This window comes from Paenarthrobacter sp. 2TAF44, from assembly GCF_052114885.1.
Classification (GTDB): Bacteria; Actinomycetota; Actinomycetes; order Actinomycetales; family Micrococcaceae; genus Arthrobacter.
In genome coordinates, this window is the sequence record NZ_JBFRFP010000012.1 from 83,124 (window position 1) to 96,858 (window position 13,735).

At 61.1% G+C, this 13,735-nt stretch carries 12 protein-coding genes; 8 read left to right on the forward strand and 4 right to left on the reverse strand.

Annotated features, from left to right (window positions below; all coding sequences use genetic code 11):
• Window positions 1–82 precede the first annotated feature (82 nt).
• Window positions 83–1,027, reverse strand: a complete 945-nt coding sequence (locus AB4Z15_RS13515) for a J domain-containing protein (RefSeq protein ID WP_442017681.1) — start codon at window positions 1,025–1,027, stop codon at window positions 83–85.
• Between the two features lie 122 nt (window positions 1,028–1,149).
• Between AB4Z15_RS13515 and AB4Z15_RS13520 the strand changes: the two genes are divergently transcribed.
• Both AB4Z15_RS13520 and AB4Z15_RS13525 read left to right on the forward strand, forming a co-directional pair.
• Window positions 1,150–2,052 carry a diacylglycerol/lipid kinase family protein gene (locus tag AB4Z15_RS13520; protein ID WP_442017682.1) on the forward strand — a complete coding sequence of 301 codons (903 nt, stop codon included), beginning with the start codon at window positions 1,150–1,152 and terminating at the stop codon, window positions 2,050–2,052.
• Between the two features lie 123 nt (window positions 2,053–2,175).
• Entirely contained in the window at window positions 2,176–2,874 is a 699-nt protein-coding gene (locus AB4Z15_RS13525; protein WP_442017683.1) for a hypothetical protein, read from the forward strand.
• Between the two features lie 21 nt (window positions 2,875–2,895).
• Here AB4Z15_RS13525 and AB4Z15_RS13530 read toward each other — a convergent pair whose 3' ends face one another.
• Window positions 2,896–3,315, reverse strand: coding sequence for a hypothetical protein (locus AB4Z15_RS13530; RefSeq protein WP_442017684.1), 420 nt, complete (start codon window positions 3,313–3,315; stop codon window positions 2,896–2,898).
• Window positions 3,316–3,406: 91 nt separating this feature from the next.
• On the opposite strand from AB4Z15_RS13530, the gene AB4Z15_RS13535 reads away from it, so the two are divergent.
• Window positions 3,407–4,090: a helix-turn-helix transcriptional regulator gene (locus AB4Z15_RS13535; RefSeq protein WP_442017685.1), complete on the forward strand. Its 684-nt coding sequence runs from the start codon at window positions 3,407–3,409 to the stop codon at window positions 4,088–4,090.
• 57 nt (window positions 4,091–4,147) lie between these two features.
• Entirely contained in the window at window positions 4,148–5,377 is a 1,230-nt protein-coding gene (locus tag AB4Z15_RS13540) for a cysteine desulfurase family protein (protein ID WP_442017686.1), read from the forward strand.
• A gap of 8 nt (window positions 5,378–5,385) precedes the next feature.
• Here the strand turns inward: AB4Z15_RS13540 and AB4Z15_RS13545 are convergent, their stop codons facing one another.
• Window positions 5,386–6,639 carry an NAD(P)/FAD-dependent oxidoreductase gene (locus AB4Z15_RS13545; protein WP_442017687.1) on the reverse strand — a complete coding sequence of 418 codons (1,254 nt, stop codon included), beginning with the start codon at window positions 6,637–6,639 and terminating at the stop codon, window positions 5,386–5,388.
• Window positions 6,640–6,835: 196 nt separating this feature from the next.
• Here AB4Z15_RS13545 and mnmA point away from each other — a divergent pair, with 196 nt between their 5' ends.
• Both mnmA and AB4Z15_RS13555 read left to right on the forward strand, forming a co-directional pair.
• Window positions 6,836–7,957, forward strand: coding sequence for a tRNA 2-thiouridine(34) synthase MnmA (mnmA, locus tag AB4Z15_RS13550; RefSeq protein ID WP_442017718.1), 1,122 nt, complete (start codon window positions 6,836–6,838; stop codon window positions 7,955–7,957).
• 101 nt (window positions 7,958–8,058) lie between these two features.
• Window positions 8,059–9,684 carry a hypothetical protein gene (locus tag AB4Z15_RS13555; protein WP_442017688.1) on the forward strand — a complete coding sequence of 542 codons (1,626 nt, stop codon included), beginning with the start codon at window positions 8,059–8,061 and terminating at the stop codon, window positions 9,682–9,684.
• A gap of 57 nt (window positions 9,685–9,741) precedes the next feature.
• Here AB4Z15_RS13555 and AB4Z15_RS13560 read toward each other — a convergent pair whose 3' ends face one another.
• Entirely contained in the window at window positions 9,742–10,569 is an 828-nt protein-coding gene (locus AB4Z15_RS13560) for a caspase family protein (protein ID WP_442003758.1), read from the reverse strand.
• A gap of 319 nt (window positions 10,570–10,888) precedes the next feature.
• Here AB4Z15_RS13560 and AB4Z15_RS13565 point away from each other — a divergent pair, with 319 nt between their 5' ends.
• Window positions 10,889–12,517 carry an ABC transporter substrate-binding protein gene (locus tag AB4Z15_RS13565; RefSeq protein WP_442003759.1) on the forward strand — a complete coding sequence of 543 codons (1,629 nt, stop codon included), beginning with the start codon at window positions 10,889–10,891 and terminating at the stop codon, window positions 12,515–12,517.
• Between the two features lie 126 nt (window positions 12,518–12,643).
• Window positions 12,644–13,735, forward strand: a complete 1,092-nt coding sequence (locus AB4Z15_RS13570) for an ABC transporter permease (protein WP_442017689.1) — start codon at window positions 12,644–12,646, stop codon at window positions 13,733–13,735.

Consider the following 13,735-nt stretch of genomic DNA (forward strand, 5'->3'; position numbering starts at 1 on the left):
TCCCATCCTAGCCAGTCCCGTTCGAGTCAGTCCCATCGGACCGGCCTCATACTGACTCAACCAGTCCCGGAGAAAGCCGATCTCAGTGCATGCCGCGGAGCAAGCGGGCAAGAACTGGAACCACCACGGTGTTGGGTGCTGGTCCTGAACCGAGGAACTGTTTCAACCCGCGGACCAATCCTGCGCCGTTGACCACCTCAACCGCGTTATGGCTGGACTGCCCTTTGCCGTACTGGTCAATGACTGGTTCGTGCAGGTTGCCGTCAGGACTGTGCAGGACCACCCAGCCGGTGACGTTCAACTCGGGGAAGATGTCCTGCATGTGGCGGACGATTTGGGCGAGCTGCGGCGGGGCTACGGACCGGCCGCCGTGGCGCAACGAATTGCCGTCCCACGCGTAGGCGCCCCTGGGCAACAGCATGGAACCAACCAATGCCAGCCGGTAGCCGGAAAGCACTGCGTGGTCGATGTGGTTGTTGTCAGAGGGCGAGCGGAGCCCGTTGATGAGCCTTGCGGCGGGGATGGCAGGCAGGACCTGCCTGCTGATGAGCTGAACCGTACGCATCTCGCGCTGGATGCGGGCTTCGGCTCCAAAAATGCCGCGCTTTCGCGGCAAGCCATGGACCTGCCGGGCAGCTTCTGCCATCGAAATGAGGGGAACCTCAAGAGGGTCATCAAAGGCCGGAACGTAAACGGGCGGATCGCCTGCCGTGTTGCGCGGGGCCTGCGGACGTCTGACCCCCGTACTGGTCGCCGCTCCCGGCGCCGCCGCGCCTGTGTAGTCGCCCGGACGTGGTTGGGAGCGGACGGAGGCGCCGCTGGCATACCTCCGGTCATACTCGGCCCGACGCTTCGGATCAATCAGGGTCTCATAAGCGAGCGTTACACGGCGGAACATTTCGGCTTCGCCGCCGTGATCGGGGTGGGCCTTCCGGGCGGCCTTCCGATATGCCACCTTGATCTCCTTGTCCGTCGCAGTGACGGACACGCGAAGAACCTGATAGTGGGAACTGCTGCCCTCGGCCAAGCACAGGCCCTTCTCTAGGATGGTGGTCCGCTCCAGGGGCGGGGCGGTATGGCCAGTTTATCCAGCCACTATGAGAACGTCGGCAGCGGGCTCCGTGGTTCCCGGCTGGCATAATTCAGCAGGTGAATCCTCCGGCGCCCAAGATCGCCCTTGCCATCAATCCAACAGCATCGTTCGGCCGTCACGGTCTTGCCGGGGACGAAGCCGCGGCCTGCCTTCGCGCCCGGGGTTGTGACGTCGTCGTGCTGGAAGCGGGGAGCTATAACGACCTCCGGACCTTGGTTGATGAGGCCCTGACTTCAGGCATCAGTGCGCTGGTTGTGGTGGGCGGGGACGGCATGGTCCATTTGGGCGTCAACGCGCTCGCCGGATTGGATGTGCCGCTGGGAATTGTTCCTGCTGGAACTGGCAACGATGTTGCCAGGCTGCTGGGCCTGCCACTCACGGACACGAATGCCGCCTGTAATCGCTTGCTGGAGTCAATGGCTGCGGGCGGGCGGAAGATCGACGCCGGACGCGTCACCGCCAGCGGGCGAAGCACCTATTTTGCGGGGGTCCTGTCGGCCGGATTTGATGCTGCTGTCAACGAAAGGGCGAACTCGTGGCGTTGGCCCCGGGGAAAGAGCCGCTACAACCTGGCGATGCTCCGTGAACTCGGTTCGTTCCGGCGTATCGAATACACGGTGACTGCCGACGGCGAGCAGTGGCGCCAACCGGCGTTGCTGATTTCTGTGGCGAACGGCCAATCGATCGGAGGCGGGATGAGGATTACGCCCGATGCTTTGCCCGACGACGGGTGGCTGGATTTGTTTGTGGTCAAGCCATTGTCGCGGCTGCGTTTCCTGGCAGTGTTTCCCAAGGTCTTCGCGGGCAAACACCTTGGCCATCCGGCCGTGGAGATCCGCCGGGTACGGAAAGTGCGCCTGGAGGCAGAAGGTGTAGTGGCCTACGCCGACGGCGAGCGCGTGGGCAGATTGCCTGTGGAGGTCGAGGTTGTACCCCGTGGTCTCCGCGTCCTTGCCTAGCTGAACCGCTGCTGCAGGCAGTTAGACTCGATGGCGGCAGAAGCGGCTCCCAGCAAAAAGACTCGCCGCCAAAAGAGAGGATCGCCGATGGTACGGAGGGTTGCGCGAAGTCAGGCCCCGGCGATGGCGGGCGCCAAGCCTGGTTGGGCTGCCATTGCTGTTTTGGGTGCGCTGGCTGCTTTGGGTGCGCTGCTTGCCGGATGCAGTGTGAACGTGCCTGATCCCTCAGCACCGAAGCCTTCACCTTCCGAGTCGACGCTGTCCACCCCAACCATCACGCCCGGACATGATGCTGAGGCTCTCGCCGCGAAGGACCTGCCTTTGAGTGCGGGAGGAACATTGGCGCCTGGAGATCCGGTATTAGTGTCCAGCCGCCTTGAAGAGGTGCAGGGATGGTCCGTTGTGCACTCCGGCTTGCAAGGTGAAACCCGGTACGCGAAGACTGATGGGTGCGTGGTGGTTGTCCGGGTCAGCGTTAATCAGAGGCCATTGGTGGTGCCGGGCGATGACGCCGCGTCCACGAAGGAACTGTTCCGCTACTTGGATCCTGGAATTGTTGTGGAGAAGTTAAGGCCAGCCTCATTGCGTTGGGGCACCTCATTGGGCTGGGGCCAGGATTCCGGCGAGCCGGAGCGCCACGTGGAATTGTTGGCCTTGGAATCAGCTCCGGCTTCCGGCGGCACCGCTGCCCTGGTACTCGCCAGACTTTTCAGCAGCCCGGCTTCCTCTGTGTATGTATCAGTTGCATGTCCCGATAGTGGGACCCTGGCCAAGGCCAGGGCTGAGGTCCAGTCCCAGTTGGCCGTGGTCCCACCAGAGTGAGTTTGTTTCTTTGACGCTTTGCTATTTCTTGAACACGGTGGCAAGACGGTTCAACGCGAGTGCTCCCACCAGCAGGCCGAAGTCCCTCAGTGCGACGTCGAAGAACGAGCCAAGCACCAGTAGGTTGACGATGATGCCGAGCAGCCAGGCGGCGACAATGAGGGATCCCCAGCGCGGCCGCAGGGCGACGAGGATGCCGGCGATAATTTCGATGACTCCCACGCCGTACATGAAGGTCTGGGCTGAAACAGGTACCACGGCGGTGGCTGCGGGCGCCAAGTAGACCGTCCAGTCCACCAAGAGGTTGGTGAATTTGTCGAGCCCGAAAATGATCGGGGCAATCGTGAAGATCGTCCTCAGGAGGACAAAGGCCTGCCGGGAAGGGTCCCGGAGGTCGCTGCGGCTGGACTTGGGGCTCATGTGGGTGGTTGCGGCTTCCATGACGCATTCCTTTCTAAAAATAGGTATCTTGATTTTAGATCTCCTTCTCAGATTAAGCAACGAATCTTGTTTTTAGAGATATTCTGGCTGTATGACCACTGCACGCCACTCTTGGCTCCAAAGGATTTCGGCGATCGCCTCTTTGGACGACGACAACCGGAGGGTGTTGTTCGCCTACGTGCGCGGCTCTGCTGATGCCGTAGGGCGGGACGAAGCGGCCCGTGCCCTCGGTATTCCCCGAAGCACGGCCTCCTTCCATTTGGATCGGTTGGTCAAGGACGGCGTCCTGCAAGTGGAGTTCAGAAAGTCCTCCGACAAAGCCGGGCCCGGTTCCGGCCGGCCTGCCAAGCTCTACCGCCCGGCCATGGACGAGGTTGTGGCCTCAGTCCCTGAGCGCCAGTACGATCTCGCTGGGGATCTGATGGCTACAGCGATCACGCGTTCCCTCAAAGGCGAGCTGCCCGTGCGGGACGCTTTGATGGATGTTGCCGACCGCAAGGGCCAGGAAGCGGGCCGGCCCGGCGATTTCCTGGGTGCCCTGGCGGACCTTGGCTATGAGCCAACCGCTGATGACGCCGGAGGATACCGCCTGCTTAACTGCCCTTTCCATCGGCTTTCGCAGGATCATGAGGAGGTGGTCTGCGCCATGAATGGCGCATTCCTTAAGGGCGCGGCCACCGCATCCGGTCTTAGTGCTGACAACGTCCTTCCGGAACCTGGTTCTGGTCATTGTTGTGCCCGGATTAGCAGCCTGGAACCGGGCTCCAAGACCTGACCCCAAAACTGGACACTGACGCCGTCGATGGAATTACGCCGCCGGTAGAATTACAACGTGCCTGTATACCTCGATCACGCCGCCACCACACCTATGTCGGCCCAAGCCCTTGCCGTCATGACGCGCGAGCTGGCGCGAACCGGCAACCCGTCCTCCCTCCATGGAGCCGGGCGTCGGGCAAGGCGCGCCGTTGAAGATGCACGCGAAACGCTGGCGGCGGCCGCTGGCGCCCACCCGTCCGAGGTAATTTTCACCTCGGGTGGGACTGAGGCCGACAACCTGGCCGTCAAGGGCCTTTTCTGGGCCCGCCATGACGAAAACCCACGCCGGACCCGAATCCTGTGCTCCGCCGTCGAACATCATGCGGTCATGGACACGGTGGAGTGGCTTGAGCGTCATGAGGGGGCCGAAGCCGTGTGGCTGCCTGTCAATGCAGACGGTGCGGTGCAGCTCGATGCTGTGCAGCGCGAACTGGAGCGCGACCCCGACTCCGTTGCGCTTGTCACGGTGATGTGGGCCAACAACGAGGTGGGCACCATCCAGCCGGTTGCAGAGATAGTCGAACTGGCCAGCCGATACGGCATTCCCGTGCACTCGGATGCTGTCCAGGCATTCGGTTCCGTTCCGGTCGACTTCCGCTCGTCCGGGCTCGCCGCGATGTCAGTGTCAGGGCATAAACTCGGCGGACCCGTCGGAGTCGGCGCGTTGTTCCTTGGGCGAGCGATCAAGTTGACTCCGGTTCAACACGGCGGCGGGCAGGAGCGCGATGTGCGCTCGGGAACATTGGATACGCCGGCCATTGCCGCCTTCGCGGCGGCTGCGGAGGCCGCTACGGCTAATCTGGCCACGGAGGCCGAGCGAATCAGCAGGCTGCGGGACCGACTCATTGCCGGGGTTCGGGAGGCTGTGCCGGACGCGGTGCTCCGTGGGGCACCCGGGGACGGTCGGCTGCACGGCAACGCCCACTTTACTTTTCCCGGTTGCGAGGGAGATTCTCTGCTGTTCCTTCTGGACCTCGCAGGTGTTGAGTCATCTACGGGTTCGGCCTGTACGGCAGGGGTGCCCCGCCCTTCCCACGTCCTCCTGGCCATGGGGCTGGATGAAGATACTGCCCGTGGTGCTCAACGCTTCACCTTGGGGCACAGCTCAACAGATGCCGATGTTGAGGCACTGCTCAACGCCCTGCCCGAAGCTTGTTTGCGGGCTCGCCAAGCAGGCATGGCCGGTCATGAATCCAGCATCCAGACAGCGGCAACGGTAGCGCGACGGGGCACCACGGAGTTTTAGCCAGGAAATCAGTCGCCAGGCAAAAGCTCCTCAAGGGGAACATCGGGATTTGTCAGGCGGGTTACGTCTACGGGCACCCGGCCAGAAATCAGCGACTTGATCGGCTTCTGCACGCGGCGCATATTCACGCTCATGCCGGCCACCACTTCGCCCTGCTCCTTCTGGCCATCGCGCATCCAGAACGCGATGAAACTGCCGTCATCGAGCGAGCCGCGAATTACAGGCTCTACGCCGGAGGTCAGAGTGGGGAAACCCGAGTATTCCATGCTGAGCGTGAACTGGTCCGTATAGAAATAGGGGACAACATCCAGGGCGGCATTTTGGCCCAGCATCGTCTTGGCGGCCACTTTGCCGCCGTTAAGTGCGTTTGCCCAGTGCTCACTGCGATGATGCTCTCCGGTGAAGGGATGCAGGGCGTTGGCAACGTCACCTGCTGCAAGGATGTCCGGGGCGCTTGAGCGAAGTGCGGAATCCACCAGGACTCCGTTGTCCAGGCGTAGCCCTGCTGTCTCAGCCAACGATGTGTCAGGCACTACCCCAACCGCAATGATGACGATATCTGCGGGCAGGACTTCGCCCGTGTTGGTTCGCACCGCGGAGGCCTGGCCGTCCTTCCCCTCTATGGCAGCAGCGCTCGCAGGCAGCCTGAAGCTCACGCCGTTCTCTTCGTGGAGTGCCCGGAAGTAGTTGCCCAGTTCGGGGCCGATGGCGGCACTGAGGGGGATTTCTTCCAAACCGAGCAGGACCACATCATTGCCGTAGCTGCGGGCAGCCGCGGCCAGCTCCATGCCGATCCATCCGGAACCCACCATGACAACACGCTTGCCGCCGTCCCTGAGCAGGGATTGCAGGCGCAGGCTGTCCTCAAAGGTCCTGAAAGTCATCACGCCCTCCAACTCGGCGCCGGGCAGCGGAATCTGCCGCGGTTGCGCTCCAGTGGCTATCAGCAGTTTGGCGTAGTCAAGGGTTCCGCCGTTCCTTAGGGTTACGGTCCGGTTTCCCGCATCGATGCCCACTGCGGGGTTGCCCAGCAGGAGTTCGACGTCGTTTTCTTCGTACCAGCCGGCCGGCATCACCGGGACGCTATCTTCGTCGGCCTTGCCCAGAAGGAACTCCTTGGACAGAGGTGGCCGAAGGTAAGGGATCCGTTCCTCGGATGCCAGGAGGGTAATGGGTCCAGTAAAGCCTTCTGAGCGAAGGGTTTTTGCTGTGGTTGCACCGGCCAGCCCGCCGCCGGCGATGACCATTCGTTCATGTGTCATTTCAGCCCATCTTTGTGTTGGCATTTTCTAAAACAACTTACTTTGACTTTAGATTTGGTCCTATGGACAGTCAAGGGATTTAGCACGGACATTGGTGCGGGAGCTAGAATAGTTGGGCGTGCCGGCTCGCCTCAGCCGGAATCAATATCCAAAACTCCCTAAAACACAGAAAGCCAGCATGCGAGTACTTGCAGCAATGAGCGGCGGAGTCGACTCCGCCGTGGCAGCCGCCCGCGCCGTCGAGGCCGGACACGACGTCGTCGGAGTCCACCTTGCGTTGTCGCGCATGCCTGGCACCCTTCGCACCGGAAGCCGGGGCTGCTGCACCATTGAAGACTCCCGTGATGCGTGGCGGGCCTGCGACGTCCTGGGGATTCCTTACTACGTGTGGGACTTCTCCGAACGCTTCAAGGAAGATGTCGTTCAGGACTTCATTGACGAATATGCTGCCGGGCGCACGCCGAACCCGTGCATGCGTTGCAATGAGCGCATTAAGTTTGCTGCCTTGCTGGAAAAGGCCATTGCCCTGGGCTTTGACGCTGTCTGCACCGGGCACTACGCCAAGGTAATCGAAGATGCGGACGGCAACCGCGAACTGCATCGTGCGGCCGACTGGGCCAAGGACCAAAGCTATGTCCTGGGCGTCCTGACTCATGAGCAGCTCAAGCACTCCATGTTCCCGCTGGCGGACACCCCCTCCAAGGCCGAAGTAAGGGCCGAGGCCGAGAGGCGTGGTTTGTCGGTGGCCAACAAGCCGGATAGCCACGATATTTGCTTCATCTCCGACGGAGATACGCGTGGCTGGCTGGCCGAGAAAATCGAAATGACAACTGGCGACATCGTGGACGAAACTGGCACGAAGGTAGGCGAGCACCCGGGTGCCAACGCCTTCACCGTGGGCCAGCGCCGGGGACTGAAGCTGGGCACCCCGGCCTCCGATGGCAAGCCCCGGTTCGTCCTGGAAATCCGGCCTAAGGAAAACAAGGTTGTTGTGGGGCCGGAAGCGCTCCTTGCCATCGATGAAATCCGTGGAATCAAGGTGTCCTGGGCTGGTTTGCCCATCTCCGAGGTTGGGACTGGTGCGGAATTCGAGTGCCACGCCCAGGTGCGGGCCCATGGTGACCCTGTGCCGGCCCGTGCACACATTGAGCCGGTTGCCGATGACGAGGGTATTGAGCGGGCCGAACTGGTGGTCACCCTGACCGAACCGCTGCGGGGAGTGGCACCTGGCCAGACCGTTGTGCTGTATCAGGGCGCCCGGGTACTGGGACAGGCAACCATCGACGCCGCTCGTTCCCTGCAGAGGGCAATTCTCTAGCCGTTACCGCATTATTGCCTCCGGGTTTGAGGGCCCCCATACTGGCCTAAGCAGCGCACCGCTGCGGTATGTTGGGGTCCGCACTCGGGATGGCGATGACTGTGGCATTTCCAAAGAAGAGCCCTGGAGACATCAAAGCCGGGCAGATGGTCTCCGTGATAGTGCTTGCAGAGGGGCCGATAGGCAGCGGCGGGGCGCCACCGCTGACAGCCCAAGTGCGGATACCCGTAGAGCGGCTCCGGCGTGGTCCCACTGGGCACCGCTACGCGATCCACATTCGGAAGTGGCGTGGAACCAATGTCTCGCCAGTTACCCTGACGCGCCAAGGCGACCCTTGGCAACTGATTTCAGAACCTCCGCCCACGGACCTTCGCGAACTCCTGGACGATACTCGCTTCCTTGCCCAGCACGTCTACGGCGTGGCCATGAGCACCCTGGATATCTTCGAATCCACGCTCGGCCGGCGGATGCCCTGGAACCCGGAGGGGCGGGTGGTCCTGAAGGCAAGGGATCGCGTCACGGCCATCGATACCGGATATGAGCGCGGTACCAACACCATCCGCTTCGGTTCAGTGGACCGCATGGGCTACAAAGTACCCACTGCGCTGTACAGGGACATCGTTGCCCACGAAGTCACCCATGCGATCCTTGACGGCTTCCGGCCAGCATGGGCAGACCAGCTGGCCACCATGGAGCAACTTGCCATGCACGAGGCACTGGCAGACCTGGTGGCCATATTGTCGGTGTTTTCTTCCCGTGAGGTGGTCTTCCGGGAACTTGAAGCTGCAGGGGAAGGCTTTGAGGCAGGGCAGATCGTGGACGACGCGATCCTGATAAGATCCCTCTTTGACTTTGCGAGGGACCTTTTCGCCCGTGGTCCCTTGAGGGAACCATTTGTTGGCTCCGTTCCTGAGGGCTGGCAAACCATGCTGGACCCGCACGCCCGCGGGGCTGTGGTGGTTGGGGCAGTACTCCGGGCCGTCCAGCGGTTGTGGTCGGAAAGAAATGCCCGTTTTGGGGACAATCAAAGCCTGCAGCAGAAAGCTGAATCCGGTTCAATTGTGGCCATGAGGGTCCTGCGCATGGTGATCAGGGGCCTTTCCTACATGCCACCCGTGGACGTTACCTGGCGGGACCTCTTGCGTGGCATCATTGCCGCGGATCTGGACATGGTCCCGGAAGACACCTACGGCTATCGGGATGCCCTCCAAACGGAATTCTCGGCCATTGGGATCCGCCGGGTGTCGCTGAACAACATCAGCGGGGTGGATAACTACCAAGGGCTTCGCTATCCGATCCGGCTTTCGGCACTGGGGTCCGATCCCCAGGAAGTCCAACGCTTCGTGTGGGAAAACCCGAGGCTCCTGGACGCGGCCCGGCTGGAGCGGCGTACTCCGCTGAGCTCCACCAGGGTGCGTACGTCCGAACGCGTATCACCGGACGGCTTCATCATCTCCGAAATCGGGGCATCATTCATTCAAACGGTGCGGATGAGCCGTAAGGAGGCCTACGTCCGCCTTGGCCTGAAGACGCGGCGGGAATTCGTGGACGTCCGTGGAGGAGGAGTCCTCAGATTCGACGCCGGTGGGCGGCTTGTGTATGCCGCCCTTAAACCGGTGATGGACCGGGAGCGGCAAGGAATGCTGTTTGGTTCCGATCAACAGCACGACGCCGAGGAAGCCGCGTCTTCCGGTGTCAGGGACAAGTTCCACGGCACGGGGGAATAGGGGCGCGGAATAAGGTCGCGGGAACAGCTGGTGCCCCTGAGGTGACACGAGCGAAAGTTAGCTGCCCCACGCAGCCTTGCGTGCCGCCGTCGTGCCTTCCAATTGGGCGACTTGATCAAAACCGCCGCCTTTGAGCCCTTTGCTCACCAGCTTCAGTACTTCCGCCCGTCCTGCTGTGCCGTTGCCCTGCAGGGTCTTCACAAAGTGATAGGTGAAGGCTCCGTTGTAGCGGCCCTCGATCAGGGCGTCCGCAGCCGTCTGATCCGATCGGCAGGCTGCCATCAGCACGGGCTTGGATAACTTTGCTGATTTCACAAGGTCGCGAAGGGTGCGGGAGTCACTGGACTCGTTTGCGACCACAGCCCGGGGCGTTGGGGCAGGCAGGAAACGCGGGCGTCGGCCCGGCAAGAGGTCCAGGGACTTCAGTCCAGTGCCACTGTGGCAAGTGTCCAGGACGACGTCCATGAGGACGCCCTCCGGCAGCCGCCCGAAGAGCGTTGCCAACTCGTCGTCACTGATCACCGTCTCCGGGTCCCATGAGTCGCCGGCATTGTTGATGTCGTAGCAGGCGAAGGCCTCGTCCAGCCGATCCATCTCATCGCCGCTGGTATCAGGTATCTGCGTGCCATGGCTGGAGAAGGTGAAGACGATGTGGTCGGACTTTCCGTCCACCGCGCTATCGACCAACTTGTTGAGTTCAGCCATCACGGACTTTTTGTTGGCCTTGGCATCTCTCAGGACCTTGATGCTGGAGGAGGCGAACCCATACTGCGCCTCAAGGAGGGCGGCCAGGTCTTCAGCGTCATTAACACAACCGTGAAGCCAGCTCGATTCGGGTAAATACTTGAACTTGTTGATCCCCACACAGAGGGCTGCCTTGCTCATGTTCCTGTCCTTAGGACTGGTACTTGCACCCATTACCGCGGCGGCCCCCTGAACCGCCGCCTGGATGCTGTCCACGGCCGCATTCCGCCTGTCCGTGATCAGCGCTTATCAACTCGGAATAAAGATATTCCGGCGATCCTTCAGTGGCAATCCTTTGGCGTCCCCCGGAAAACCTACTCGTAGGTAAATATTGTGTCTCGAATCATAAAATCAAGGACCCGGCGGCGCTGAAGTCTGATTGAATCGTGGAATCAAGAGTGCGCCCCGTCACAAATATCCCACGGCGGTGCGCCTAATCCATCGAACAGAAGGTTCACAGATGGCACTGAAGAAGAAGGCCCTGCATGGCGTTATCGCGCTGGCGGGCGTTTCCGCCCTCGCTTTGACTGCATGCACGGGCCCCTCCGGCGGCGGTTCCTCGTCCGCCCCGGCTGCCGCCGGCCCGATCGCCTACGGCACCACAGATAAAGTCACGTCATTGGACCCGGCCGGATCCTATGACAATGGTTCGTTCATGGTGATGAACCAGATCTACTCGTTCCTGTTGAACTCCAAGCCAGGGGGTGCTGAACCGGTCCCGGACCTTGCGGAATCGTCCTCGTTCACGGCACCTTCGGAATACACGGTCAAACTCAAGTCGGGCCTGAAATGGGCCAATGGACACACGCTGGACTCCAAGGACGTCAAGTTCTCGTTCGACCGACAGGTTGCGATCAACGACCCCGCCGGGCCGGCGTCCCTGCTGACCAACATCGCGAGTGTCAGCACTCCTGATGCCACCACGGTGGTCTTCAAGCTGAAGAACGCAAATGACCAGACCTTCAGCCAGATTCTCAGCAGTCCTGCCGCGCCCATTGTTGACGACGAAGTCTTCCCTGCGGACAAGGTTCTTCCGGACGACGAGATCATCAAGGCAAAAGCTTTCTACGGCCAATACACGATCGATAGCTACAAGAAGAACGAACTTGTCAGCTTCAAGGCCTTCGGCGACTACAAGGGTGTCCTTGGCAAGCCAGCAAACGACGAAGCGACCATCAAGTACTACGCCAGCCCCACCAACCTCAAGTTGGACATCCAGCAGGGCAACATCGACGTCGCCTTCCGCAGCCTCAGTGCCACGGATGTCGATGACCTGCGCAAAGACTCCAAAGTCAAGGTGTTGACGGGCCCGGGCGGCGAGATCCGCTACATCACCTTCAACTTCGACACCATGCCTTTTGGCACCAAGGCAGCCGGCGCTGACACCGCCAAGGCGCTCGCCGTCCGGCAAGCCGTAGCCAACCTCGTGGACCGGCAAGCCATTGCTGACCAGGTCTACAAGGGCACCTACCTCCCGCTGTACTCCAACGTGCCCAGCGGATTCCTCGGCGCCAACGAATCGTTCAAGGATGCCTATGGAGATAACGGAAAGCCGAGCCTGGACAAGGCAAAGAAGGTGCTGGCGGACGCCGGAATTACCGAACCCGTTGCCTTGAACCTGCAGTACAACCCGGACCACTATGGGGGATCTTCAGGTGACGAGTACGCCATGATCAAGGAGCAGCTGGAGAAGTCCGGCCTCTTCAAGGTCAATCTGCAGTCTACGGAATGGGTTACTTACAGCAAGGCGAGCCGTGCTGACGAGTATCCCGTTTTCCAGTTTGGATGGTTCCCCGACTTCAGCGACGCCGACAACTACCTCACTCCGTTCTTCCCGGAGGGCGGCTTCCTGAAGAACCACTACAACAACCCCACTGTGAACGACTTGATCGCGAAGCAGCTGACCGAGGCTGACAAGACCAAGCGGGAAGCAGACATTAAAGATGTCCAGAACGCATTGGCCAAAGACATCTCAACCCTGCCCCTGCTGCAGGGCGCTCAAGTCGCGGTGGCCGGAAGTAGCGTGAACGGCGTCGATAAGACGCTGGACGCATCCTTCAAGTTCCGCCTCGGAACAGTTTCCAAGTAACCACACCACTGTGATGGAAAGGGGCGGGACACTGATCCGGTGTCCCGCCTCCTTTGCTGACCACCCTCGTGGCCGGCATGCATGAGCCAATCCCGCGCAATCCACGGGCAGGAAATACAGGTAACAATGACAACAGTTATAGAGGTACCCGAGGCGGAGCCCGGGATAGTAGCTCCCAGGAGCAAGTCCAAGGCCGGGGGAGGCCTTGGAAAGTACATCGTGATCCGGTTCTTCCTGATCATCCCCACCGTCTTCATTCTGGTGACGTTGGTCTTCTTCCTGATGAGGGTCATTGGAGACCCCATCACTGCTGCCCAGGGCGGACGCCTCCCACCGGATGTCCTGGCACAGCGAATCCACGATGCCGGCTATGACCGCCCGGTTCTGATCCAGTACTTCGAATACCTTGGCCAACTCATCACCGGCAACTTTGGCACGACGATCACCGACCGCCGACCCGTCGTGGAGGTACTCACCACCTTTGGGGCCGCAACACTTGAACTTTCGATCAACGCCCTGATCGTGGCGCTCGCAGTCGGCATCCCGTTCGGACTCATCGCAGCCCAACACCGCGACAAGAGCTCCGACGCCGTGCTTCGGTTCTTCGCGATTCTTTGCTACGCCACACCCGTGTTTTTCTCGGGCCTGCTTCTCAAGCTGACCTTTTCAGTGTGGCTCGGATGGTTCCCGGTAGCAGGACGCGCCTCCACACGCACGGAATTGAGCATGAGCAGCCTGGGAGCTCCATCAGGCATCTACTGGTTGGACGCGCTCCGCAGCGGCAACTTTGCTGCCCTTGGAGACGTTGCGTCCCACGCTGTCCTGCCAGCCGTAGCCCTGGGTTTGCTGACCGCCGGGGTTTTCCTGCGGCTGGTACGGACCAACGTCATTGGCACGCTGGGAAAGGACTACATTGAGGCTGGCCGGTCCCGGGGCGTCAGTGAGTTCCGGCTGGTTACCAAACACGCTTACAAACCGGCACTGATCCCCATCATCACTGTCATGGGCCTGCAAATTGCGCTCATGCTCGGCGGCGCCATCCTGACCGAGACAACCTTCGAGTGGAAGGGGCTGGGGTACCAGCTGGTGCAATACCTCAATGCCCGTGACTTTGTGGCTGTCCAAGGCATTGTCGTGCTGCTGGCCATCATCGTCGCCGTGACCAACTTCATCGTGGACATCATTGCCGCGCTCATCGATCCCCGAGTGAGGTACTGA

Coding starts and splice junctions, on each gene's coding strand:
- AB4Z15_RS13525 (WP_442017683.1), top strand. CDS start 2,176: ATGGCGGGCGCCAAGCCTGGTTGGGCTGCCATTGCTGTTTTGGGTGCG.
- AB4Z15_RS13530 (WP_442017684.1), bottom strand. CDS start 3,315: ATGGAAGCCGCAACCACCCACATGAGCCCCAAGTCCAGCCGCAGCGAC.
- AB4Z15_RS13535 (WP_442017685.1), top strand. CDS start 3,407: ATGACCACTGCACGCCACTCTTGGCTCCAAAGGATTTCGGCGATCGCC.
- AB4Z15_RS13545 (WP_442017687.1), bottom strand. CDS start 6,639: ATGACACATGAACGAATGGTCATCGCCGGCGGCGGGCTGGCCGGTGCA.
- mnmA (WP_442017718.1), top strand. CDS start 6,836: ATGAGCGGCGGAGTCGACTCCGCCGTGGCAGCCGCCCGCGCCGTCGAG.
- AB4Z15_RS13560 (WP_442003758.1), bottom strand. CDS start 10,569: ATGAGCAAGGCAGCCCTCTGTGTGGGGATCAACAAGTTCAAGTATTTA.
- AB4Z15_RS13565 (WP_442003759.1), top strand. CDS start 10,889: ATGGCACTGAAGAAGAAGGCCCTGCATGGCGTTATCGCGCTGGCGGGC.
- AB4Z15_RS13570 (WP_442017689.1), top strand. CDS start 12,644: ATGACAACAGTTATAGAGGTACCCGAGGCGGAGCCCGGGATAGTAGCT.